Annotated in this window: 28 protein-coding genes; all 28 read right to left on the bottom strand. The window is 60.2% G+C overall.

Annotation, left to right across the window (positions count from 1 at the left end):
- Nucleotides 1-12 precede the first annotated feature (12 nt).
- The 28 genes from OBACDRAFT_RS15095 to OBACDRAFT_RS14955 all read right to left on the bottom strand — a co-directional run bounded on the left by OBACDRAFT_RS15095 (nucleotide 13) and on the right by OBACDRAFT_RS14955 (nucleotide 21,390).
- On the bottom strand, nucleotides 13-750 hold the full coding sequence (locus tag OBACDRAFT_RS15095) for a hypothetical protein (protein ID WP_043586975.1): 738 nt from the start codon (nucleotides 748-750) through the stop codon (nucleotides 13-15).
- A 99-nt stretch (nucleotides 751-849) separates the two neighbouring features.
- A complete protein-coding gene (locus OBACDRAFT_RS15090) occupies nucleotides 850-1,902 on the bottom strand; it encodes a hypothetical protein (protein WP_043586973.1) in 1,053 nt (350 codons plus the stop codon).
- A gap of 2 nt (nucleotides 1,903-1,904) precedes the next feature.
- A complete protein-coding gene (locus OBACDRAFT_RS15085) occupies nucleotides 1,905-2,387 on the bottom strand; it encodes a hypothetical protein (RefSeq protein WP_043586971.1) in 483 nt (160 codons plus the stop codon).
- A 3-nt stretch (nucleotides 2,388-2,390) separates the two neighbouring features.
- On the bottom strand, nucleotides 2,391-4,169 hold the full coding sequence (locus tag OBACDRAFT_RS15080) for a hypothetical protein (RefSeq protein WP_043586969.1): 1,779 nt from the start codon (nucleotides 4,167-4,169) through the stop codon (nucleotides 2,391-2,393).
- Between the two features lie 10 nt (nucleotides 4,170-4,179).
- On the bottom strand, nucleotides 4,180-4,824 hold the full coding sequence (locus OBACDRAFT_RS15075) for a hypothetical protein (RefSeq protein ID WP_043586966.1): 645 nt from the start codon (nucleotides 4,822-4,824) through the stop codon (nucleotides 4,180-4,182).
- The gene (locus OBACDRAFT_RS15070) at nucleotides 4,821-5,753 is read right to left on the bottom strand and encodes a phage baseplate protein (protein ID WP_043586963.1); all 933 of its coding nucleotides are present in this window, start codon (nucleotides 5,751-5,753) and stop codon (nucleotides 4,821-4,823) included. The genes OBACDRAFT_RS15075 and OBACDRAFT_RS15070 overlap by 4 nt, the downstream gene beginning before the upstream one ends.
- Nucleotides 5,754-5,807: 54 nt before the next feature.
- A complete protein-coding gene (locus OBACDRAFT_RS15065; RefSeq protein ID WP_043586961.1) occupies nucleotides 5,808-6,074 on the bottom strand; it encodes an FmdB family zinc ribbon protein in 267 nt (88 codons plus the stop codon).
- 10 nt (nucleotides 6,075-6,084) lie between these two features.
- Nucleotides 6,085-6,357 carry a hypothetical protein gene (locus OBACDRAFT_RS15060; protein ID WP_043586959.1) on the bottom strand — a complete coding sequence of 91 codons (273 nt, stop codon included), beginning with the start codon at nucleotides 6,355-6,357 and terminating at the stop codon, nucleotides 6,085-6,087.
- Nucleotides 6,354-6,653, bottom strand: coding sequence for a hypothetical protein (locus tag OBACDRAFT_RS15055; protein ID WP_043586957.1), 300 nt, complete (start codon nucleotides 6,651-6,653; stop codon nucleotides 6,354-6,356). Before OBACDRAFT_RS15055 ends, OBACDRAFT_RS15060 begins: the two co-directional genes overlap by 4 nt.
- A gap of 1 nt (nucleotide 6,654) precedes the next feature.
- The gene (locus OBACDRAFT_RS15050; RefSeq protein ID WP_043586955.1) at nucleotides 6,655-7,008 is read right to left on the bottom strand and encodes a hypothetical protein; all 354 of its coding nucleotides are present in this window, start codon (nucleotides 7,006-7,008) and stop codon (nucleotides 6,655-6,657) included.
- A gap of 13 nt (nucleotides 7,009-7,021) precedes the next feature.
- Entirely contained in the window at nucleotides 7,022-7,480 is a 459-nt protein-coding gene (locus OBACDRAFT_RS25510; protein WP_052362069.1) for a hypothetical protein, read from the bottom strand.
- Nucleotides 7,477-7,995 carry a hypothetical protein gene (locus tag OBACDRAFT_RS15040; protein WP_043586953.1) on the bottom strand — a complete coding sequence of 173 codons (519 nt, stop codon included), beginning with the start codon at nucleotides 7,993-7,995 and terminating at the stop codon, nucleotides 7,477-7,479. Before OBACDRAFT_RS15040 ends, OBACDRAFT_RS25510 begins: the two co-directional genes overlap by 4 nt.
- Before the next feature lie 70 nt (nucleotides 7,996-8,065).
- Nucleotides 8,066-8,767 carry a hypothetical protein gene (locus OBACDRAFT_RS15035; RefSeq protein WP_043586952.1) on the bottom strand — a complete coding sequence of 234 codons (702 nt, stop codon included), beginning with the start codon at nucleotides 8,765-8,767 and terminating at the stop codon, nucleotides 8,066-8,068.
- Between the two features lie 60 nt (nucleotides 8,768-8,827).
- On the bottom strand, nucleotides 8,828-9,442 hold the full coding sequence (locus OBACDRAFT_RS15030) for a hypothetical protein (RefSeq protein WP_052362068.1): 615 nt from the start codon (nucleotides 9,440-9,442) through the stop codon (nucleotides 8,828-8,830).
- Nucleotides 9,443-9,468: 26 nt separating this feature from the next.
- Nucleotides 9,469-10,224, bottom strand: coding sequence for a hypothetical protein (locus tag OBACDRAFT_RS15025; RefSeq protein ID WP_043586950.1), 756 nt, complete (start codon nucleotides 10,222-10,224; stop codon nucleotides 9,469-9,471).
- A gap of 14 nt (nucleotides 10,225-10,238) precedes the next feature.
- Entirely contained in the window at nucleotides 10,239-10,424 is a 186-nt protein-coding gene (locus OBACDRAFT_RS15020) for a hypothetical protein (RefSeq protein ID WP_043586948.1), read from the bottom strand.
- Nucleotides 10,425-10,431: 7 nt separating this feature from the next.
- Nucleotides 10,432-10,728 (bottom strand): hypothetical protein, encoded by a 297-nt coding sequence (locus OBACDRAFT_RS15015; protein WP_043586946.1) that lies wholly within the window; start codon nucleotides 10,726-10,728, stop codon nucleotides 10,432-10,434.
- A 126-nt stretch (nucleotides 10,729-10,854) separates the two neighbouring features.
- On the bottom strand, nucleotides 10,855-11,862 hold the full coding sequence (locus OBACDRAFT_RS15010) for a N4-gp56 family major capsid protein (RefSeq protein WP_043586943.1): 1,008 nt from the start codon (nucleotides 11,860-11,862) through the stop codon (nucleotides 10,855-10,857).
- A gap of 78 nt (nucleotides 11,863-11,940) precedes the next feature.
- Nucleotides 11,941-12,990: a hypothetical protein gene (locus OBACDRAFT_RS15005; protein ID WP_043586941.1), complete on the bottom strand. Its 1,050-nt coding sequence runs from the start codon at nucleotides 12,988-12,990 to the stop codon at nucleotides 11,941-11,943.
- Nucleotides 12,991-13,010: 20 nt separating this feature from the next.
- Entirely contained in the window at nucleotides 13,011-13,406 is a 396-nt protein-coding gene (locus tag OBACDRAFT_RS15000; RefSeq protein ID WP_043586940.1) for a hypothetical protein, read from the bottom strand.
- Nucleotides 13,407-13,409: 3 nt separating this feature from the next.
- Nucleotides 13,410-15,428, bottom strand: a complete 2,019-nt coding sequence (locus OBACDRAFT_RS14995) for a hypothetical protein (RefSeq protein WP_157837112.1) — start codon at nucleotides 15,426-15,428, stop codon at nucleotides 13,410-13,412.
- Nucleotides 15,429-15,444: 16 nt separating this feature from the next.
- A complete protein-coding gene (locus tag OBACDRAFT_RS14990) occupies nucleotides 15,445-16,884 on the bottom strand; it encodes a DEAD/DEAH box helicase family protein (protein ID WP_043586936.1) in 1,440 nt (479 codons plus the stop codon).
- On the bottom strand, nucleotides 16,881-17,561 hold the full coding sequence (locus OBACDRAFT_RS14985) for a terminase small subunit (RefSeq protein ID WP_043586933.1): 681 nt from the start codon (nucleotides 17,559-17,561) through the stop codon (nucleotides 16,881-16,883). The genes OBACDRAFT_RS14990 and OBACDRAFT_RS14985 overlap by 4 nt, the downstream gene beginning before the upstream one ends.
- Nucleotides 17,562-17,914: 353 nt before the next feature.
- On the bottom strand, nucleotides 17,915-18,688 hold the full coding sequence (locus OBACDRAFT_RS14975) for a hypothetical protein (RefSeq protein WP_157837111.1): 774 nt from the start codon (nucleotides 18,686-18,688) through the stop codon (nucleotides 17,915-17,917).
- A gap of 50 nt (nucleotides 18,689-18,738) precedes the next feature.
- A complete protein-coding gene (locus tag OBACDRAFT_RS14970; protein ID WP_157837110.1) occupies nucleotides 18,739-19,005 on the bottom strand; it encodes a hypothetical protein in 267 nt (88 codons plus the stop codon).
- A gap of 29 nt (nucleotides 19,006-19,034) precedes the next feature.
- Nucleotides 19,035-19,376 carry a hypothetical protein gene (locus OBACDRAFT_RS14965; RefSeq protein WP_043586926.1) on the bottom strand — a complete coding sequence of 114 codons (342 nt, stop codon included), beginning with the start codon at nucleotides 19,374-19,376 and terminating at the stop codon, nucleotides 19,035-19,037.
- A gap of 62 nt (nucleotides 19,377-19,438) precedes the next feature.
- Nucleotides 19,439-20,464: an integron integrase gene (locus tag OBACDRAFT_RS14960; RefSeq protein ID WP_157837109.1), complete on the bottom strand. Its 1,026-nt coding sequence runs from the start codon at nucleotides 20,462-20,464 to the stop codon at nucleotides 19,439-19,441.
- A gap of 62 nt (nucleotides 20,465-20,526) precedes the next feature.
- Nucleotides 20,527-21,390, bottom strand: a complete 864-nt coding sequence (locus tag OBACDRAFT_RS14955) for a DNA cytosine methyltransferase (protein ID WP_043586923.1) — start codon at nucleotides 21,388-21,390, stop codon at nucleotides 20,527-20,529.
- Nucleotides 21,391-21,398: the final 8 nt, after the last annotated feature.

The raw sequence follows: 21,398 nt of genomic DNA, 5'->3' as shown, positions 1-21,398 counted from the left end.
CGTGATTTGCGTTTAGTTTGCGGGAATCGGCGTGCCGTTTTTGATCACGTAGCGTCTGCCGTCCGGTCCATTCACAATCCTTCCTTCGCTCTTCGGATCGAACGTCGGCGCGGCGGGCCGCGCCAGCGGAGCGGTGGAAACCGTTCCGTCCTCATTTCTCGAATATGTTTTCCCCACCACAGGAAGCTCGCCGAATGATGGCGTTGATCCGCCTGCGCGCCCCATACTGCCAGTGCCGAGTCGGGAGGCGAGCAGGGTGGCGGCGGGGCCGGAAGTCCTGATGACGTTGTTTGTGTCGCGCGGGTCTGTCATGGTGACAACAGCCTGCGGCACATTCTTGGACGTCAGTTCGGCGTCGGCGAGGCTCTGGCGCAGTGTGCGGTCGATTCCCCGCTGCCGTGCGTCGTGGTCAAGCTGCTTGCCCAAGCGGATATCCTCGAACAGCCGTTGCTTCTCGCTCTCGCCGGACTTGAAGCCCTGTTGCAGGGCGTCGCGGTTTAGTGTGAAATCTTGGCTTCCCAGCCGCTCGCTGGTGCGGTGACCGCGGTCGGCGTCGCCAAGTTTCATGCTGTAGCCAAAGCCGCGTTCGGCTTGGTCTGCGGCATGTGTAAACCCACGGCCCTGCATATCGACTTCGTGAGCCATGCGTTCGCGCCAGCGGGCGGCATCCGCGTCCAGTTGTTTTTGTGTGAGTTCCTTGCGCAGATCGCGGTCTGCGCGCGCCTGCCGTGCGTCAGCGCCGATTTTCATGCCGAGCGTAAGCCCGTCTGCGAGATGTGATACCCGTGCCATTGTGTAGTTTCCTTTCTGATACTGTTGTTTTGTATGTTAGGTGAGTCCGGATGGACGTTAGATCGACATCATGGCCGCGCCGGCCGCGCCGCCCAGCAGGCTCATCCAGGGCGAATCCTGCTGATTTTCCATCTGTGTTTTGTAGTTCTGACCCTGCATCTGGAAGATTTCGGAACCGGCGTTGGCGTTGAAGTTGGTGCCGCTCTGAACGAGCCCGGCGAAGTTGGCCGCGCCCGGTGCCGCGCCCTGTTGGGCGGCGGCGAGACTGCCAAACTGGTTTGTGATCGGTTGCCCCAAGACAATCGCGCTCGCGTTAGAGAGCGCCTGTTGTTCATGGCCCCATGTCTCGGCGCGTGCGGAACGCTCTTCGTTGGCCTGAGCCTGCGCCGCTCCGATGCCGAGTTGCGCCAACTGCGCCTCCTGACCGATGCCCGTCATGAGGTTGCCAAGCCGCTGCTGTTTGCGGGCCTCGGCGGCCTGCCCCATCGTGGCGGATTCCACGACGGCGGCGGCATCGCCAAGGTAATTGCCGCGCGCGGCCTGCCCGCTGCGCGTCTGGTCGGTCAACTGCCGTTGAGTCTGCGCGTCAAGCTGTCCGCCAAGCTGGTATTCCTGTGCGAGCTGAGCGAGCAAAGCCGTCATGTTTTGCGAAGCCTGCCCTTCGCTTCCGGCGCGCGCGGCTTCGCGTGCGAGGTCGGCGGACGGGTCAAATGTTTCCGTCTCCGCGTTGACCTGATCTTTTATTTTTTGCGTGACGTCTTGCCGGACCTCATACGCGAGCGGATCGGCGGCCTTGACTTCATCGGCGGCGGCCTGCGCATTTTTTATCCCGTATTCGAGCCGTCGCGCATAGTCTTTTTCCGACATGTCATCGGTGACTTGTGCGAGCAAATCGACGTAAGCCTTGGTGTTTTCAAAATCGCCGAGTCCGGTAAAATCGGCGGTCTTGGTCTCGCCAGTGCGCGGATCGACATACTGGATCTTTTTTCCCTGGCTGGCGGCCTGCTCAAGCATACGCTGGCTCGGCAGCAAATCGTATTGCGTGTAAAGTGCCTCTTGTTGCGCGGCGGCATAGTCCGCCGGTTGTGGTTCATCGCCTTTGCCACCCATGATTATTCCTTTTTTTGCGGTTGAGAGTTGATGATTTTGGACAAAAAAACGGGCCACGGTATGACGCGTGGACGGAAGTTATGGGCCACTACGCGCCCGCACACGGCCAGCGGCGTGCCCCGGACATTCTGGACCAAAAGCAGGGCCAGCAGGCGCAACCCGCGGGGGCGAACGCTGGCAATCATGTCGATCCAGACGATGCGGCCGTTTTCAAGATTCAGATAGTCGTCTTCCAGTGCCTCCCTAGGGAAATCGACCTGACGGGCGACGGCGGCGGCAACGATGCGCGAACCGTCACGCACGCAAAGGATCGAACCATTGTGCCAGTGAAAGAAAAACCAGTCGGCGAGGGCGCGAATCGACCACGGACGCGTAAACGGCGAATGCTTTCGCAAAAACGCCATGACTTCATAAGGGCCGGGCGGACAGCGGAACGGCTCGCTGGCGAGTGAGAAGGCGATGAGTTTTGCCGGGAGCGTAACCATGGTTTAGAGCAGTTCCGGGGTGTCGAGAAACGTGGCGAAGCGCACGCTGCGCAGGCGCAAGCGACCGCGCGCGCAGTGGATTTGCAGACCGCATTCGAGGAAGCGCGGCATGTCGCGGATGTGCCGTTTCACCTCGAAAGAGGACGTGCGCTGAAAGTGTATCGGGAACGTGATCGGGAAAAACGCCGCGCCGCCCATCGTCTCGAAACGTTCAATTTTTTCGCATTCCTCCAGTGCCGTGTCCGGCCATGACAGCAACCCGTCGCGCACAAGGTTGAGTTGCACGCCGCGCGCGGTGGATTTGAAGAACAACACCTGCATCCAAAACGGCTGTTTGAGATGCGAAGGGAATTCAAAATCCAGTGATTTTGTTGTCACCCACGAGGGAATTTCCTGCGAACGATTCGGCAGGCTGTCATCCTTTTCCCATGACGGATCAAGGAGGAACACGCGCCCGTTGCTGTCCCCGATGATCGTTTCTGACAAACCGCCAAAGCGGGAGATGATGCCACACGAAAACCCGCGAAAGGGGATCAGGTCAACCGCGCCCTGAGTGCCCGTCGTTTCGTCGGCGAGCACGTTGCCGACTGGCGCGGGGCCGGCCTCGTCGATCAAAAATTCCCCCGCTTCGGTTTCGAGGGCGAGGGGGCCGGTCGGTTCCTCGCGCAGCAACAGCGGGGCGAGCTTCGCCGTCCAAGGGCACATCCATGTCTTGGTGCGCAGATGGAACGGGAAAATTTTTATGGGCAACGTGTCTTCATCCAAAGGCAGGGCCAGCAGGTAAAGATCGCCCCAAACCGTGGCCCATGCGTTGCGGATTTGGCTCCAGTTGATGCGATCCAAAAAAGGCTGAATCGGCGCTGAAATCGTGCTCGCCGGGGAAATCGAATCCGTCGTTTGCAGCGCGCCCAGCGAGCACACGCCCCATTGCGAGAGAAAATAGATGTCCTGACCGACTGCGACCACCGTGTTGCCCTCGGCGCAACCGGCGATGTCCGTCACCTTCATGATTGACCAGTTGCCGACAACCGGGTCGGAAGAATCGATGCTCCAGACGCTGCCCGCGCAAAACACGCCAAGGCCGCCGCCCATGGCGGAGACGAGAGAGCGGATGGGGTCTCCCTCGCCGGTGCCAACGCGAACGTTGTCTGTGACAATCCAATCCGCCTCCGCGCTCGCCTGCCCAACTGCCGAAACATACATGCGATGCCCGCCGCGTTGCACCAGACAGAGGCGGAACTGGTGGGCGCACAAAAACTGCCACGCCGGCATGTCCGTGCCATTGGAAAATTTCGTGATCGTGCCGTGTTCCCATGTGTTAACGATCAACGCGCACCATCTGAGGACGCCCGCGCCGTCCAGATAATAGAGGCGGTCCACCATCTGGCAGAAGCGGACAGGGCCGGGGGCGATTTCCGGCGCGCCCTCCAGCAGTGTCCAAAGCGCGGCGGCGTCATCGCTGTGGATGGCGTAGAGCTTGCCGCCGCGTGCGACAATGAGGCGTTCGATGTCGGGCGTGTCGTAGTAGCCCATGCCCTGAATGCGCATCTCCTCATCATCGGCGGGCAACGGCTCGTTGTTCTCAAGCAACAGCGACACCATGCGCAAGCCGGGCCGGGTGTTGACCATGCGGTCAGCATCCATCCAGACATTTTCCCCGGCCCGAACGATGCCCTCGGCAAGCAGATTAGGCTTCGTGGCAAAATCCGCACCGACAAACCCGTCACAGGCCGCTGTGGCCGGATCGTCGTCAAGGGTGTCGCTGAAAAGTTGCAGGGACATGGAAGGCTAATCAGAAGTCAGAAGTTTCCAGTTGCTGAATGTTCGGGATGACTTGGACGACCTGCGTTGCCTGCTGTGTGTCGATTTCCACCGCCTGTTTGAGCAAGGCGTTGGCTTCGGACAAAAACTCGCGGGCCTTGGTGAACTGACGCTGCCATTGCTCTAGATCGGCCATGACGAATGCCGTGAGGCATTCCGAGATTCCGGTCAGCGTGGGTTCGTCGTTGTCATTGACGAGCGGCGGGCAACGGCGTTTGCCGATGATGTAGAGGGTGCCGGACTCGACCGGAACACGCGTTAGGCGGATGCGGGCGCGGCCCTCGGCATCCTTGGGCAACGCGCTGAAAGCGACAATCGGCCCCGACGCATCCCATGCGCCGGGGTCTTGGTGAAAGGCCGTGATGTCGTCCATCGGCAGGATGGGGTTTTTGTTCCAGCGCGCCGTGTGAACCAACGTGAAATCCACGGGCAAGGTCACTTCCTGCTGTCCGGTCGGGACGCTGACCGCATCATAAATGCGAGACTGCGTCCATGCGCGCGAATCCCAAATCATTGACCAGCGGACGGCGGCGAATTTCGCGGCAAGCTCGCGTGTTGTGATGTCATTGATACCGATTTTTTCGGCGCAAAATTCCGTGAGTTGTTTTAGCGTCATGCCGTGCGCCTCCAAATAAAATAAACCTGATAGGGCGGCAGGTGGTTGATGGCCGCGCCGGTGCCGAGGTTGTTGGACTGCACCTGTGACATGGAGAATGTGTGTTTATGTTTTCCGCCGGATGGCGTAGTGGCACTGCGCAGCCATGCTACGCGCGGGCTACCGTAGGAATTATTGCTGGTGCCCCGGTTGAGCGGTATTGTCGCGGTCTTCACACCTTCCGGTGCCTGACCCACGATGCCCGCGTAGTAAGCATCCTCATATTCGTGCTGATGCTCTCCGTCCTCATTGGTTTGCAAGTTCTGCGACGGGAAGGTGACTTTTGCCGCCGGGAGTTGCGCTTGCGTGAGTGTGTGCGTTTTCCCGCCGCCGGTCTTGTCGATAGCGTTGAAATCCCCGTCGCCGCCGTCGTGACCGGCAATCATGCGACCGCCGCCGTGCGCAACCCAGGTGCCGAATCCCAACCATGTATTTGGATTTCCGCTACGGCGCGTGATGAGGATTTCGCCAATCGGGTAATGCAGTTGCATGACCTGTTTGTAAATGATCGTGGCGAGTGCGGAGGTGGCGAATCCCAGAGCCTCCCAGCGAGCCTGAGCCGTCTCGGCGTTGAGCGCGTTGGCGGCGTCCGCCGAAATTGGCAACGCCCGATCCTCGGCCTTGGTGACGCGCCCCTTGGCATCGACCGTGATGGACGGGACGTTGAGGTCGGTTTTCCCGTATTCCCCGGCGTTGAGGCTGCTGACAACGGCGAGTTGGGGCGCGTCGGCTGTGCCGGCGAGGTCACCCGCAAGGCGCACAACGCCTTCCGTGGTGGCGGCGGCATCGGGCACGGTGGCGGTTTTGACCGTGACGTCATTGAACTGGCGGGCGTTTGGCGTGTCTGAATCCACAAACGCGGGGCGGGCGATTTCGACTTGGACGGGCATGTTGAGAGCGGTTGGTAGTTGGAGCTATGAGCTTGGAGCTTTCAGCTTTTTGACTCAGTCCGGCGTTTGTAGTGTTTTTTTGACTACATTTATCGGAAGATAATTCGGGTTATGGTCATTGAGCTTGCCTGCCTCTTCGAGGGCGCGAAATCCGCCCATGAGTTGTTCGCCCATGGACGGCGGTTTCGCCCCGACAATGGTTCCGACACGGCGGGGGACGGTGACACGCCGGAACGTGATAGCATCCGGCGCTTTGCCGACCGGGAAATGGGCGTCAAATGTCAGCCCCGTTTCAGTTTCCTGATATTCGTAGATCGGCATGGCGGGTTGGCTAGAGTTTTGCGTCGGCGGCGGCGGCCAGACGGGCGATGTCCGCTTCGCCCGGTTCGCGGGCGGGGGAGGAAACGTCCTGACCGTTGACGGCAACGATTTCGACTTGCGCGGTCCCGGCGGCCTCATCGGTGGAGACGATGCGGACTTTGACCATCGCTTCGGCTTCGTCGCCAATGGCTGGCGGCGTGCCGTCGATTTCGAGAACAGAGAGCGGCACGCTAAGCGTGTTGCCCTGTGAGGGGGAGGGGGGGGGGGAGTCGGGTTCGATCATGGTGTGTATGGTTTTGTCGGATGCTTGCGGGGCATCAGGTGGGAGAGGTCCGGTGTTTTATCTGTGACGGGAAACCTCAGGCGCAGTTCAAGCAACTGGGCGTCGATCTGTTGGAGACGCGATTTTGTGTCATTGATCTCCGCCCAAAGTTTTACGACTTCTTGTTCGTGCTGCTTCCCGTAAACGACGTTGATTTCAACGCGCTTGTCCAACCGGTGAACGGTATAGAGAATCCAGATACAAAGCGGGATCAGGATCGTGTCCGTGATGGTTTTGAGAATTTCAGCGGCGGACATTTTATGGGATCGCGCTTTCGGCGGCGGCTTTTACGGCGAGAGGAACGATGCTTCCGAGTGTCTTGGTCATCTCGGAAATGGTCTGCGCTTGGGCGGCATTGGCCGCGCCCGCGGAGTCCATCACGGTTGAGGCGTCGGTTTTGAGTTCTGCCGCCGAGAGAGAGTAATCTCCAGCGCGAAGCTCCAGTTTGGTTGCGACCATGTTTTTTGGAAGCACAAGCTCCACCCGGCGGCCGTCGTCTGTCTGAAAGTAGAGACGGGTTGCGGCGTCGGATGCTGTTGTTTTTTGGAAAGCCGCGCAGCCCGAGAACAGGGCAATGGCGGTGAGTAGTGCGATTTTGAATACTATTTTCATTTTATCTTTGGTTTTAAACGACGGGAGGATTGTCCGGGGAAATGATAAGGTCGGGAGGCTCGCCGGCCTCGCCCTCCGGCAATGGGCGGGCATGTTCGCCTCCGCAAAGACGGAGCGCGGCGAAGTAGTAGAGCGAACGCCACCACGGCAGGCCGTAATCCAGACAATGGCGCAAAAACACGCGGTCGGCGCGGCAACGATGGGCGGGAGAAATCAGACGCAGCCGGATGGCCTGATAAAAAACATCGTGGCAGAGACTGGCCGCAATGCTCGCCGGTGTGTCCAGCGTTGGGCCGCTCGGCCCATCCCAGGCATACCCTTCCTTTACGGAAAGGGTTCCTTTCATCAGGCGAAAATATTTGTGATGGAACTCAAGTTCGCGCGGGAACTCCGGAACGGCGAACCGAGCCGACTGCGCGAGTTGGTATTTGAAGCCCTTTAACGGGCGGACGTGAAGGACGGGAGGAGTCATTTTGCGGAGGTGGATACCATCTTGAATTCAATGTCCGTGAAGATGTATTCAGATTCAGCCACGATGGCCCGGAAGAGCTCGATGCGGGCGGACTCGACGGCGGCGGAGCCGCGCCGCTTTTCCCGTCCGTCGATCTGGCGCTGCCAGATGCCGAGGGGTGTGCCGCCGGGGAGGTCGCCGATCGGGCGCGTCATCCCGGCCCCGGTCATGAGGCGCGACAGGTAGGCGCTGCGCGGGATGAGCGGATTGACAGGCGCATCGGGCAGACTGGCGGGTTTGACCTCCGGTTCGGGAGCGCGCACATCCTCGACCTTGACCGGGTCTTGCGCGGAGGCGGCGTCCACACATTGCGGGGCCGGTGTGACGGCGGGCTGGGCGGCGGGCGGCTTTTCGATGCGAGCCACCATGGCGAGCCGTTCCAGCATGGTCGGCTGTTTGGGCGCTGTTGGTGTGCTGTCGGCGAGACAGAGCAGGCCGGGCAACATGAGGAGAGGAGCGAGCAAAAGAGTGCGCATGGCGGCGAATGTTTGGGTTGGTCTTGCATCGGGGCCGTTCGGCGCGGCCCCGGTTGTAGTTAAGAATCAATTACGGCTGTGCTTTTTCCGAAACAGCGATGGACGTCATGAGCTTCTGAAGCCATGCGTCACGAGCCGGGCCAGCCTCGCGTTTGTCCACGGCGCGGGCCTCGGCTTTCAGCAACGCCAGTTCCTGAGCGGGCGTCTTGGTCAGCAGGTATTTGCTGAACCATTGTGTATAACCCTTATCAATCGCACCCTTGCCGATGACTTTGATATAGGCGTTTTCACGGATCGACGGATTTTCCAGACGCTTCGCGGCCTTGGCAAACGCATGAACGTTGCCAGTAGTCACCTCAGTAACGGCGATTTCCTCGGCGCTGGCGAAGGTGGAGATGTAGAGCGAAGGCGCGTATTCGCGGGCCAGATCCTGCACGGGAGGGATGCCGGGCAATGGCTGAATGGGATCGGTCTCGCGTGTGAGCGCGTTCACATAGTTGCGGACAATCAGGCCGGCAGTGCTTGGGGCGAGGGTCTTCACCTCGGCGATGACGGGCAGGCCAAGGGCGAACACGGTGGCGTCGTTGGTGGCGCGCCATGCCTTGTAATTGGCGGCGCGATCGGCCTGAGTGGCACCCTTGGCATACTCGGCTTCACCCTGTTTTTGCAGGGCAACGGCCTGTTGCGCGGCGGACAAAACCGGCGCGGGAGCGGCGGCGAAAAGCGCGCCGGCAAAGCTGGCGACGCTGAGGAGGATCATGAGTTTTTTCATGGTTGTTATGTTGGTTTTGTATTTTGTTTACGAATACCGGCGGACGTCGCCGGAAGTGGATCAGGGGTTGGGGGCAACGAGCGCCCAGGTGGGCACGATGGGATGCCAGATGTTTTCATAAGCTCCCCCGGAAATGCGCTGGTAACTCCAGATGAGGTTCGGGTTGTCTGGCTGGATAGTCGCATCAACGGGGACAACCACGATGGCGGCGGCAACGGTCGCGCTGGTGGAACTGCGCATCGCGTAGATGCTCTCAGTGGTGGACTGCCTGCGCCAGCGGCGGCGGTCGGTCCAGCCCGAATCAGTGAAGAACACGGTGGGTTTCGGCCCGGTCTGGCCTGACACTGACACGCGCGCGGGGTCTGGCGAATGATAATACAGATACAAATCCGTAAACGGCGTGTGTTCGCCGAAATTGCTCAACGTGGCTTTTATCTCAAAATCCTGCCAGCCGGTGCCAAGAGGCAGGATAAAGATTGCCACGGTGGGCGCGCGCGCCAGCCCGTTGACAATGGAGCCGGGGGCGGCGGTGAGCGTGCCTCCCGCGGCAACGGTCAGCGTGGAACCGGACGGCACTTGCCCGTTCCCGGTCAAACGAGCATCGGGAACGGACATGGCCCCAAATAACGCGGAAAGCGGGAAAAGAAGTGTAGTGAAAATCAGGATGCGTTTCATGATGATTGGATTTTTAAGACGGCGGTTCAGGCGGTAGCTGGCGTGGCGTGGTAGTGGACAAAGTAGCCCTCGGATTCGGGCGCGCCGGTGATCGTGACAGTGAAACCCGTCGCGGATCGCGAGTGGATGCGGCCAAGCCAAAAATCCCCGTCGTCAGGTCCTTCGACCGAAATCACGATGACAGGGGCGGCGGCGAAGGCGGTCGGGAATGTGATGACGACGCTATCGCTCCCGACCGGCACGGCGACGCGCCCGGCAACCACGCGTGATGCCGCCTGCGAAAGCTGCGCGGGCGTGACGGCCTTCGTGGTGTTGGTCCCGGCTGTGACCTCCGCATTAGTGGCAAGCTGAACGATGCCTGCGGCGGTCTGGCTCGCGGTCGGAATGGTATCGTAAACCTGCCAGCGGTCGAGACCGGTGCCCGTCGCCTTGGCGATGTAGCTGATGCCGGTGGACTGCACGCGGACAAGGCGGCGTCCGATGTCGCCTTGCACAACAGTCAGCCCGGCGAGCGCGGTATTGTCGGCAACCTGTTCAGGGGCGAGGGCGGCGCGCATGACGGAAGGGTCAAGCAGACCGTCCGCTGCGAGCCCGGCCACGCCGTTCGCCGCGTTGCGCTGCGTTTTTTGGAGATAACGCGCATCCTGCTGAATCTGAAAATCGGCGTAGCGTGTGGAGCCGACTCCGTTTTGCTCATTATCAGTGATAAAGCGGTCTTCGCTGATTAGAGTGGGTCTGTCCTGTTTTTCGTAAGGGCGGACGGTCCCGACAATATAGGCCATTTGATTTAAAAAAGTTAGGAGGTGAGTGGTGTGGTGGGCATCGGGGCGTGCGCCGGTCCGGCATTGAAAGCGCGGCCCGCCTCATCAACCAACGCGCGGCCCGCTTCATCAACCAGCACACGGATGAACTGGCTGCGTGGCGGCGGGATGCCGTCGCGGGTGCGGAGGGGGCGTTGACGCTGTTGACGGACGAGTCGCATGGTAGTGTCAGCCTGAATACTGGCAGAGTTGGAGCGTGCCGGTTCCGAATACCTGCATGGCATCGGCCTCGGCGCGGGAGAGCACAAGGGGCGCGTCACCGTCGCGCAGGATAAAGCCCTTGGTGTCGGAAGGAGGTTCTTCCGTGTTGCCGTCCAAGGTGTAGCGGATGTCGCCGCCGTCCGCCTGAACCTGCACCATCGCTGCGGAGCGGTTAAGCGAGACGTGGTGAATGAGGCGCTTTGGCGTGTCGTCCAATTCGACCGAGTGGTGTGAGCCAGCGGTGGGCAAAAATTGTGAATTCATTTCAGTTTTCAGTTGGCGTTTTCAAGAAGTGGGCGGCGCGGGAAACCCCTAACCCGCGCCGCCCTTGGCATTCCCCAAGACCCCCCTGATGCAATCAGGGGGAAGTAGGGAGAGGGGGGCGCGAGGTTAGCCGATGAATTGCGATTTCGTGCGGAGCGTGATGCCCCAGCGTTTTTGCAGGACGGTGGATGCCCAAAACGCTTTCCATCCAACGAGGATGAATTGCGCCAGCGGGTTGCCGCTGTCGGGTTTGTCCACGATGACGATCTGCGGTTTGTGCGGAGATGCCCCCATGCTGTTCATGTTGACCGCGCCGTAAGCCTGCTTGCCGCACACAATGGCGGAGTAAATCAGGCCGTTGCCGGTGCCGTCGTCAACCGGGTTGGCGGATTCGGTGCCCTCCGTGTCGAGTTCGACAAACGGGTTGGTCTGTTCGACCAAGCGGACGCCGGAAATTTCTCCGACCTCGCCCTTGAAAAACTTGTCGGCGTATTGCGACTTGATGAGCGATTTCCAGTCCGGGTCCTCCAGAATATCGCGGGTGAGTTGCGGCGGCAACTGGCAGGCGTAAGCCTTGTTACCGAACTTGGGCGCACGGTTGATTTTCAAGCGCGTTGCGGCGTCAAGGACGTCGCGTGGCACGATGCGGCCGTTCGCACGCGTGGCGGCGGCGAGGGCGGCGAAGCTCGTAGCGCCTTGAGCATAGCGCTTCATCAAACCGGCGGTCGGATGGATGCACTGGTTGCGCAGGATCGTGTCCACGTCCAAGGCAAACTCGCCCTGCATCAACTCGATGACTTGTTTGAGGTGGTTGAAGAGCGCCGTGGTGGTGGCGATGTCCGTAGCCTTGGCGACCTGACCGCGCTGGACAAGGTTGACGTCAAGCGTGGTGTAAGTGACATCCCGATACACGGTGGGCGGGATGCCTTCGGTGAGGGCGGCGGGCGCGCCCTGGGCTTTCAGGTCGGGTTCGGGTGCCTTGAAGAAGCGGACGCTGGTTGCGCCCTCCTTGTCGGGCAAGTCTTCCAGCTGGGCATAATCCAGCATGGTGACGAGCTGCTTGGCCCCCTCCAACAGCTTTTTGTTGAAGTAGGGCCGGATGGTGTTGGCGACTGTGGTTGTGTCGATAGCCATGGTAAAAAACAGTGTTAACTGTGGTGTGTGATGTGTGATCGTTGCCCGGCCTCACGCGCCCGCACGGTGGCAGTGCGTTCAGCCGGATTTGTCCGCCGCGACCGCCATCGCCTTGACGAATGCCTCGGCTTCGATGCCGGACATGTCCTCAATGCGTTTCGTCGCAGTGGGGCCGCCCGGCTGTCCGCCAAGCGGTTGAGTGAGTTTGTTGAGCCGGTCGATCTCGGCTTTCGCCTTGGTCAATTCCTGTTTCAGCGCCTCGGCTCCGGCGGCTGCTTCCTGCATCTTCGCCACCTCAAGGGCCGCGAAAATCCCGGACGGATGCGACATGAGCAAACGGCCATAAGTCTGGTCTCCGATGAGAGCCTGCACGCGCTTGAAAAGCGGATGCTCGGCGCTCGCCAGTTCCGGATTTGCCGCCACGATCTGCGCGGCGTTCGCTTTCCACTGCGCCTGAAATTCGGGCGTGGTGTGCGGTGCCTGCGATGGAGCGGACGGTTGCCCGGACGACTGTTGCTGCTGTTGCTGCGCTTTCGCGCGCAAAGCCGCCGCGCGCTCACGCGCCAGTTCGGCCAGCTTGGTTTCGCCCTCGCCATCGTAGCTTCTGGCAAGGGTGTCGTAATCCTCGGCGGTGCAACCCTGCTCATCCTTGACGGGACCAGCGGGGATGACAGGGGCGGACTTTTTGAGCTCCGCAACCTGCTGTTGCAACTGCGCGACTTGCGCCTGCCACTGCGTTTCCTTCTGACGCAATGCCTCCTTTTCCTGATTCAGAGCCTTCCAACTATCATCCCGACGCTGCTTGTCTTTTTGCGCCTTGGTGAAGGCGCTTTCGGATTTGTCGTCGTCGGTTTTTTCACCCGGCTTGTCGCCGGGCTTGGTGGCGTCCGTGCCAGCGGGTTTGTTCGCATCGTCTCCCGTTGCGGAGGGAGTGCCGTCTTGTGGTTTTGCCTGCGATGCGGTGGCAGGCTGCTGGCCGGCGGGCTTTTCGGTGGTGGCGGCGGCGGGTGCCGTGGCCGGTGTGCCGTTGTCGGCGGCCTGTGCGGCGGCCAAAACGGCGGCTTCCTCGGCATCCGTGGTGGCGGGCGCGTCGGTTGTTTGCGTGGCGGGTTGTGTGGTTGTGTCCATGTGTTTTTGTCCTTGGGAAATCACGGCCTGAAGTGCTCGAAGCCCGCCGCCGCCGTGGTGGCATCGGGTTCGGATGATGCCGCATCCGTTGCGGCGATACGTGAAAGTGTTTTGGCGAACTGCCACCCGGCCATGCAGCCGCGCGCGAAACCCGCCGCGTGTTCGATCTGGCCGGCGGGCGCGGCGATGGCAGTCTGCGCCTGCTGTTGCGCCCAGTTGACCATCGCCACGTCGAGCTTGCGGCCCAACTCGCTGCCGGTGATGAAGTGTTCCCATTCCTCGCCCTCGCGTCCGGTAAGGGGATTGTCGGGCATCCAGCGGTAGGGATGCGAAAGCGAGTCAAGCAAGGCCGCCTCGTCTCGCGTCAGGAGCGAGCGGAGAAGTTTTTTGCGGAGCAATTTGAGGAGAAATTTCATGGGTTACATGGTTAAGGGACCGCCGCCCGCTGGCGGTGCCATCGGGTTGTCATACGGTGAGGGCACGGGGGCTGGTTGCGGCATCGCTCCCGGCGCGGCGTTCGGTTGTGGAGCGGGCGTCCCGCCCGCTCCCGGCATCGGTGCCATCCCTCCCATTTGCGCAGCCGCCATCTGCGCAGCTTGCACCGCCTGCGTGGCGGACTGCTGCAACTGCTGGGCGAACTGCTGCAACTTTGGACCATTCTGTTTCCACGCCTGCGGATTCTTCTGTTTGAGTGATTCGAGGTGTTGCCCCGTGTGCTGAGAAAGGAGAACCAACGTCTCCGGCGAAAGCCGCTCGCCCGTCTTGAGCCGCCGTTGCACGAACCCGGCGATGCTCTGGACATGCGCAACATCGTCGTCGGTCGGACGGACCTCGGCGGGGAAACCAATCAGCATAATGCCGATTTCCTGCGCTTGGTCCTCTAACTGCATCGCCTGTTGCGAACCAGTGTTGACCAGCAAGCGCGCTGTCAGACGCGGATCGTCCGCGTCCAGCAAGCCCCGGTAAAGCTCATCCTGATTGATGCGCGGGTCGTTGCGGAACATCTGAAACCGACTCTGGGCCTTTTGTAAAACCAGCGTCCGGTTCCAATTGTCACCCGATGCGGAAGGTTCGATGCGATATTTCCCCTGAAACGCCTCGGGCGGAATCTGTATCAGATTATCCAAGACAAAATAATCCAACTCCTCCCGTGCATATTGGCTGAGAATCGCCCACATGATCGCCAGACCGTGGGCGAGCTCCTTGCGGAAAATCCGCGCGCGCATGTCCACGGATTGCCCCATGACATTGGCGATAAGCGATACCTCCTTTGCCGTCTTGCGCTCGCCACTCGGCTGCTGACTGCCCGTGCCAAAGTCCGGCACGCCAACCAACTGTTCCGCCGTCTGCCGCGTGCCAAGCATCCCCTGTTGCGTGTCCACTGGCAGCGTCGGCATCTGCACCGCACTTAGCGGGAACGGCAACACCTGCCCCGGCTGAAAGCGCAACGTGCTGTTGTTTCCAACGTCGCTGCGGGCGCTAGCCGTGAGAATCGGCGTGCTGGTGAGTGTCTGGTAGTCCTTGACCGTGTTCCAGTCCTTGCACAGCGAGGCCTCGAACGGAGCTACACGCTTCACGATGCCGCGCGAATCGTAGTAACCCCGATCCTTCAACTCGCACGAAATCTCGAAAAACGGCGGCGGTGGGAGCGAGTCGGCAAAAACACCCTGATTGTAAGGCAACCCGAAATCAGGACGCAGAACCTGTTCCGGGCGAACCGGCGAATACGTTTTGATGATCCACGCCCCGTCGTCATTTCGTGAATACACCTCCCAAAGCACAATCTCATCATCCTTCGACGGTGAGGTGATCCCCTGCCGCTGAAACTTGCTCTGCTCTGCCGAGGCCGCGCCGGTGTTGGTCGCGTCCTGACCGGCGAGCGCGTTGATCGTGTCGTCGTCAATCGTCCAAGCCATCCGCTTCACCAGTCGGCGAAAAGCGTGTTTGCTGAATCTCTGGACATGCACGATCCAGTCGCAATCGGCCAGGCGTCCCGTCCAGTTCGGCACGATGACGTCATACCGATTGATCGCCTCAATCTTCAACCGTTTGCGGCTCGTCTCCCAGAACGCCTTGAAGACTACCTTGCCCGATTCCAGCATGTAGTCCGAACCAATAACAACCTCCGTCTCGAAATCCGTGCGCTGCTTGAGCTGGTAGTCAAACCACTGGGAAACCGCCTGCTGATGCGCCATACTCGCCGCATCAAGCCCCGTGAACGACGCCACCGTGTCCGTTGCAAAAATCTGCGACACGTAGAACGGTTTCATCTTCTCAACCAGCATGTCTGCCAGCGGAAAGTGCATATCCGCCGCTCCTTTCCACGGCGGATTCACCCGGCGCAACCCCTCATTGCGCATCTTCGTGTAAGTCTGCTGTTGCGACTCCCACGTGCCGCGGGCTTTCAGAGCATCTAGAATTTCGTCGTGTGTAACCATGTCCGTGTGTCCCGCGTTAGCCCGCGCAAGCCCCCTCAATGGTTCCAGCGTTCGGGCCGTAACCCAGCGCCTCGTTAAGCATGTCCAAGTGCGAACGCATATCGTTGCCGCCCATGAGCGTGAATGCCGCGAACGAAGCATAATCGAACGCCGCCCCCACCAGCGCATCCGCACGATCGGGGGATTTTGTCGAAAGCCGTGACTTGGGCATGAGTTGAAGCCGCCCGTCCTCGCGCCCGTAAACTTTTTTGTCTCCAACTTTCCGATACACCTCTTCGCGTGAGCAAAGTTGGCGTTTCAAAACCTCGTCATGCGGCAGAATCCAGAAGTTGGATTTTACCTTCTTGGCGAAGGTCCACCAGTGTTCCGCCGCAAGGTTGAAATAGTGATTATCCATCGGCGCATCGTTGTTTTTCACGCCGCTGATTTTGATCCCGCGCAATGACAGCGCCGTGATGTAACCGTGCCCCGTGCCGTCCGCGTCACCGCGAATGACAAACCCCTCGTTTTGCAGACGGCGCAAATGCCCCTCGAACCGGTCAGTGATGCCCGCCGTGTTCCCGTCAGGAATCCACGCATCAACGATGCTGAGACGGTTGCCGTCCCGCTTGGCTATCACGCATTCATCGCTGGTTTCTGCAAAGTCACAAAACACCTGTTTGGTGCCTTCCTGCCACACGGGCGGATTTGATTCGCAACGTTCGTAATCAACGAACGGCACAACAAAACCCGTCTCGTTACCCTTGGGCCTCTGGCCCAAAATCATGGAACGATAAATGTCCGAATCCTCGCCATACTGCGCCCGCATCGCCTCGATGAACTCCGGCGTGATGTGCGGACAGTCCGCAATCCCCGCCTGAAACTGCGCGAACCGATCCTGAGAAAATGCGTCGTGAAATCGCCCGAACAACCCGCCCCACGAAGAAATGTAGAGCAACATTGTCGGCTGGCACCGATCCGCCGCCACGAAAATATCATCCGCAATCGACTTCGCCTCATCCAGAATGATTAAGAGCGGCCTGCCCGGATAGGCATGAAAACCCTCGAACCGCCCTCCCCTGTCCGTGGCAAAGCCGATGATGCGTCCCCCCTGCCCGTCGTTGATTTCCGTGTCATTCCATTTCCACGCCGAAAACTTTGCCTGATGGACCGCCAGCGACGCGAAAATCTGGTCGCACACCGCCCGGTAAGTCGCGCTCGTCAAAACCACCGTCGCGCCCGGAAACTCATGCAACAACGTCAACGCCAGCGCCACGATGATGACGCTCGTTTTGCCCGCTCCGTTCGGCGTAGCCGCCACGGTCGGCTTTCCCGACCAAACCGACGCCATGATTTTGGCCTGCCACGAATAGATGCGCAACTTCAACACCGCCACGGCAAACGTGATCGGGTTGAGCTTTTCAGCATGTGGCGCGGGCGTCCCGCCCGCCTCCGCTGTTGTGAGCGCCGCCGTCATGGTGCGAGCCCCCTTTCCCCGCCTATTCCCGCCAGCGACGGCGTTGCGGGCGTCAAGCCCTGCGAAAGTTCCCGCTGCAATTCCAACAGATGCGCACGATCAGCGTCCCCAACGATGCTGAAATTGGTCTGATTGTTGATCGTGATTCCCACGATCTTGCCGAGTAGCGAACCAAGCAGTGCGTCCGTCTGATTCGCCAGCCCGATAAAATGCTTTTGGTCGCGCTGAGCCCGCTCCCGCGCCAGTTCAAATTCGCGGACATCCTTCGCGTTTTTCCCGCTCTCGTGGCGCTCGCTCAGCAACAGCCATTCGTTCGCCTCCGCCAGCTTTTGCGCCGCCTCCAGCGCCTGCGCATGCAGCACGACGCTGCGCTCATAAACCCGCGCCGTCAGTCGCTCCGCGTTGGTCACAACCTTGTCGAGACAACGCCGGTAAAACGCGAAAACCTTCGGTTTTTTCAGGGTTTCTGAGGCAATCGAAGCGGCGGACGCCTCCGAATAACCGGCCTCAATCGCCGCCTGTGCCATCTGTCCGTGCTCCAGCATGCGCAACACGAACGTCATCTCCCGCTTGGTCAGATCGCTCGCACCCTGCGGAATCTCCCCCACACCCGACGCCACAAACGCCGCCTCGATCGCGGTGAATTTGAGCTGTTGTTTGTCGGGTTCGGGCGTCACGCCCCATAAAAAAGAATCCCCGACACCGCAAAAGAAGTCCCTTTGTTGAGTTATGTCCGCTTAAAGCGGACGTAACTTGTAATTTCTTTGTGTCGGCACCGAATTTATCATTCGCCGCACCTGCCGATCCGTGCGTTGCAACACCCGCGCAACGCGCTCCGTTGACCAACCCTCCTCACGCAGCATCCATGCGACGAACGCACGCCGCCGCGCAAGGTTTCGGTCACGTCCCCTACCCTGAATGCTGGCCGGGCCGACACCGCAAAACTTGCACGCATCGCCAAACACCACGGCATCTGCCCGCGCCTCAATCTCCCTCGCCTGCTCTCGCATCCTGTCAACATCGTCCGCCTTCATTTGCTCAACTCCTTTATGACAAATTGCTTAACATCATCCCTTAAATCATTCCATCGCTCTGCTGCATAAGCCCCGTGAGGCCCATATTGCGTATCCACCAAAACACTACGCCAATCACCATCCGGTTCCGGGATGCCGCGCGCGGCTGGCTTCGCCGCCGTGCGCAGATCGCCCGGCGTTACGACTTCCGAAACATTGCCAAGCCAATGCCGCTCGAACCAATCGCGTTCCACCGTGCCCCCCTTGCGCGCCATTGCCTTGCGCAGTTCGCCGTCGATGTCCGCCGCCGGGTAGGCGCGGCGAAGCCGTGCCACCCAATCAGAAAAAGATTCGGGGGGCGTGGGGAGTGGCGCGGGCGTCCCGCCCGCTTCCCCCTCCCTTCTATTCAATTCAGTTCCATCCTCTGGCGGCGGATCGTCAGGTTTTTTCCGTGGCGACCGCCGTGCCCGTTTGGGCGGCTCCGGCAACCCCAGCGGCAATTCGGCTTCATCCTCTGGCGGCGGATGCAAAACGGCCCTCTTCGTGTCGCGCTGTCCGTATTTGAGCATTTTACCGTAAGCCTTCCCCGATCTGGTGTAGAGTTCGATCAACCGGGCGGACTGCAATTCAGCAAGCCATTGCCGGATGTGATGACCCCGCACTCTGTCGAGCGAACGGCGATACAAGGTGTATCTCAGATCGTCAGCGTCGGCTTCGAAGCGGTCGGCTCCATCGCAGACGTGTAGCAGGTTTCTAAAAAACAATTGTTGCGCGAGACCTAGGCGGCACACGCGCTCACTATCTAAAATTCCCTCCCTCACCATGACAGGCCGCACCCGGTTCATTGATCCACCTCCCCTGCCAGCGCCCGCGCGCGCATCCGCACCCGTTTCAACGCCTTCGCTTCGATCAAACGCACGCTCTCTTTGGTGCAACCGCACCAAGCGGCGATGTCATGGAACGACAACGGCACACCCTTGCGGGCGCGCATCAACAACAACTCCAAGCCAAGGGACATGCGCTCCCGTTTGCCCGTCCCCTTCTCAGGCACGCTGCTGTCGCGTGTCTCATGTTCGGCCCGCCAGTAGGCGCGATCACGCTCTGGCACACTTTTGCGGATATAGAAGCCCCGCCGCCTCATTCCGCGCCGCCCTCCTCTCCGTCCTCATCCCGCTTCCCTCGATTGGGAAACTCTGCGCGGACGACCAAGATTTCTTTCGTGATACCCTGTGTGACGCCGCTTTTGACAAACGGCCGCCCTGTCAACTCGCCAATGACAATCACCGTTTTGCCCGGCAACAACAACGGCTCATAGGACGCGATGAGGTTAAGATCATCCACCGCGCATCGAATCGGGAACTCCTGTCCAAGCGAATCCTTGGTGTGCAAATCGAATGTCAGCCTGACATTCCGCCCCATCGGTGACACCGCCCGCGCCGCCGGCCTCGTCAGCCAGCCCGTAATGCTTATTGTATTCATTTTTGTATTACTATTGTTGGTTATCAAAAGCTGTGTCCTATGTCCTGAGTCCTAAGTCCCCCTCACACTGCCAGTGCCTCCACTTGTTGCCGCGTGAACGCCCCCCGAACACTCGTGTGCGTGTAAATCATCGTCGTCGCCACGTCCGCATGACCAAGCATGTCTTGCACCGTCCGAATATCCACGCCGCTTTCGAGCAAATGCGTGGCGTAGGCATGACGAAGCCGGTGCGGAGTCGCCACCCCCAGCAAACCCACCTTTTCGGCGGCGACCCGCGTCACTGTCTGCAAGGTCTTGTCGTGTAGTCGCCACCGCACTACATGCCCCAGCCTCGGATGGGTGCAATGCTTGCCCGCGGCGAACACAAAAAACCACGGCCAGCCAAACCCGTAACGCGGGCATTTATTGAAAACCGAATCCGGCAAGGCCACGGGAACTTTGTCGAACTGGTCGCGCTGCCACAGCAACCGCACCCGCTCCAGCTGCTGGCGTAAATCCGTCATCACCGCGCACGGCAACGGCACGCGCCTGTCCTTATTCCCCTTTGCCGCCCGCAACAAAATCTCTGAGTGCTCCCAAATAATATCCTGCACGCGCAAATTCAGCACCTCGGAAATCCGCATCCCCGTAAAATAGAGCAAACGACAAATCAGCTTGTAAGGCTGATCGTGCGAATCCTCCACTGCGCCAATCCACGCCTTGACCTGTTCGCGTGTGAGGACAGTAGGAGCCCGCACAGCCATCTTTGGGCGAGGGATGTCGCCAAGCCTTCCCAACGGTTCGTCGCGCACATGCTCGTAAAAAAACACGAGTGCATTGAGCGCCTGTTTCAGAGTCGTTCCCGACCGTGGCGACGGCCCCGAAACGAGACCGGCGAGAAACGCCGTCACGCGTGCCGTGGCATCCGGCAACGTCTTGACGGCGGGCGTCACCATCAACCAGACCCCGAACCGACGAACCCACGCGCAATAACTTTTCTCTGTTGCGAGCGACCATTTGCGCAGCCGAATGGCTGAGCGCGTGGCCTCCATCTGATTGGTAATGATTTCGCGGGCCTTTGGCCCCAATCGCAACCAACCTATCTGCATAGGAGTGAGCGGCTTGTTTCGCGCGATATACGAAGGCGATATACGAAGGTCCGTTGTCATAATTAAGTGTTACCGGACTCTAGGAATACGCGGATAAATGCCGCAGCGACTTGCGGGACGATGGCATTGCCGTAACCGCGCAGTCGTCCCACGCGGGCGGGAACCCCATGAGCCAACGGGAATGTGCCGGATTCAACGCGCCGCGATTTTCCGTCGGCGCAGGGGATGAGGTCGAAGTCTGACCAAGCGCCAAGGTGGCCTCGCAATTCAGAGGCAGGCTGTTCCTCCGAAATTGCGACGGACCCGCTGTATTCGCTGAGTCCTGAACTGTCGGTGTCGGCCATCCCACCAGTTGGGCGGCTGTCGATAGCGAGTGCCCTCCCTGTCTGCCGGGCGGAACTTTCGGACTCTGATCGTCTCGCGCCTTGGGCGTCGGCCACCCAATAGAGTCGCTGTCGGATGTGCGGCGCGCCGACGCCCGCAGCGCACAAATCTGCCGCCCCCGCGGCGTAACCCGCGCCTTCCAGATCAGCGCATACTCCATCGAGCCATCCAAGTCCAGCCGCGCTCGCAACCTGCTCGCCAAAGACGACTGAAGGGCGACACTCGCGGATGAGGTCGAAGAAGACCGGCCAGAGGTGTCGAGGATCGTCGGCTCCGCGCCGCTTTCCCGCGACGCTGAACGGCTGGCAGGGACAGGAGCCGGTCCAAACAGGTCGAGTTGTAGGCCATCCGGCGAGTTGCGAGGCAAGGGGCCAACCTCCGACACCGGCGAAGAAGTGGCATTGTGTGTATCCATCAATATCATACGGGGAAACCTCGGTTATGCTGCGTTCGTCCACATCGCCGGCAGGAATAAGATTTTGCCGGATCAATTCGCGGAGCCATGTGGCGGCTTTGGGATCGATTTCGTTGTAGTAGTTCACGGGTGAAA

Origin of the sequence: Geminisphaera colitermitum TAV2, from assembly GCF_000171235.2 — a bacterium.
GTDB classification, from domain to species: domain Bacteria; phylum Verrucomicrobiota; class Verrucomicrobiia; order Opitutales; family Opitutaceae; genus Geminisphaera; species Geminisphaera colitermitum.
The sequence above is the reverse complement of the archived record's forward strand: the minus strand, read 5'-3'. Positions and strand labels throughout refer to the sequence as shown.

Coding starts and splice junctions, on each gene's coding strand:
- OBACDRAFT_RS15035 (WP_043586952.1), bottom strand. CDS start 8,767: ATGAAAAAACTCATGATCCTCCTCAGCGTCGCCAGCTTTGCCGGCGCG.
- OBACDRAFT_RS15025 (WP_043586950.1), bottom strand. CDS start 10,224: ATGGCCTATATTGTCGGGACCGTCCGCCCTTACGAAAAACAGGACAGA.
- OBACDRAFT_RS14965 (WP_043586926.1), bottom strand. CDS start 19,376: ATGAATACAATAAGCATTACGGGCTGGCTGACGAGGCCGGCGGCGCGG.
- OBACDRAFT_RS15010 (WP_043586943.1), bottom strand. CDS start 11,862: ATGGCTATCGACACAACCACAGTCGCCAACACCATCCGGCCCTACTTC.
- OBACDRAFT_RS15000 (WP_043586940.1), bottom strand. CDS start 13,406: ATGAAATTTCTCCTCAAATTGCTCCGCAAAAAACTTCTCCGCTCGCTC.
- OBACDRAFT_RS15090 (WP_043586973.1), bottom strand. CDS start 1,902: ATGGGTGGCAAAGGCGATGAACCACAACCGGCGGACTATGCCGCCGCG.
- OBACDRAFT_RS15040 (WP_043586953.1), bottom strand. CDS start 7,995: ATGCGCACTCTTTTGCTCGCTCCTCTCCTCATGTTGCCCGGCCTGCTC.
- OBACDRAFT_RS14960 (WP_157837109.1), bottom strand. CDS start 20,464: ATGCAGATAGGTTGGTTGCGATTGGGGCCAAAGGCCCGCGAAATCATT.
- OBACDRAFT_RS15060 (WP_043586959.1), bottom strand. CDS start 6,357: ATGATCGAACCCGACTCCCCCCCCCCCTCCCCCTCACAGGGCAACACG.
- OBACDRAFT_RS15055 (WP_043586957.1), bottom strand. CDS start 6,653: ATGTCCGCCGCTGAAATTCTCAAAACCATCACGGACACGATCCTGATC.
- OBACDRAFT_RS15005 (WP_043586941.1), bottom strand. CDS start 12,990: ATGGACACAACCACACAACCCGCCACGCAAACAACCGACGCGCCCGCC.
- OBACDRAFT_RS14995 (WP_157837112.1), bottom strand. CDS start 15,428: ATGGTTACACACGACGAAATTCTAGATGCTCTGAAAGCCCGCGGCACG.
- OBACDRAFT_RS25510 (WP_052362069.1), bottom strand. CDS start 7,480: ATGACTCCTCCCGTCCTTCACGTCCGCCCGTTAAAGGGCTTCAAATAC.
- OBACDRAFT_RS14990 (WP_043586936.1), bottom strand. CDS start 16,884: ATGACGGCGGCGCTCACAACAGCGGAGGCGGGCGGGACGCCCGCGCCA.
- OBACDRAFT_RS15075 (WP_043586966.1), bottom strand. CDS start 4,824: ATGACGCTAAAACAACTCACGGAATTTTGCGCCGAAAAAATCGGTATC.
- OBACDRAFT_RS15050 (WP_043586955.1), bottom strand. CDS start 7,008: ATGAAAATAGTATTCAAAATCGCACTACTCACCGCCATTGCCCTGTTC.
- OBACDRAFT_RS15080 (WP_043586969.1), bottom strand. CDS start 4,169: ATGTCCCTGCAACTTTTCAGCGACACCCTTGACGACGATCCGGCCACA.
- OBACDRAFT_RS15015 (WP_043586946.1), bottom strand. CDS start 10,728: ATGAATTCACAATTTTTGCCCACCGCTGGCTCACACCACTCGGTCGAA.
- OBACDRAFT_RS15070 (WP_043586963.1), bottom strand. CDS start 5,753: ATGCCCGTCCAAGTCGAAATCGCCCGCCCCGCGTTTGTGGATTCAGAC.
- OBACDRAFT_RS15065 (WP_043586961.1), bottom strand. CDS start 6,074: ATGCCGATCTACGAATATCAGGAAACTGAAACGGGGCTGACATTTGAC.
- OBACDRAFT_RS15030 (WP_052362068.1), bottom strand. CDS start 9,442: ATGAAACGCATCCTGATTTTCACTACACTTCTTTTCCCGCTTTCCGCG.
- OBACDRAFT_RS15095 (WP_043586975.1), bottom strand. CDS start 750: ATGAAAATCGGCGCTGACGCACGGCAGGCGCGCGCAGACCGCGATCTG.
- OBACDRAFT_RS15020 (WP_043586948.1), bottom strand. CDS start 10,424: ATGCGACTCGTCCGTCAACAGCGTCAACGCCCCCTCCGCACCCGCGAC.
- OBACDRAFT_RS15085 (WP_043586971.1), bottom strand. CDS start 2,387: ATGGTTACGCTCCCGGCAAAACTCATCGCCTTCTCACTCGCCAGCGAG.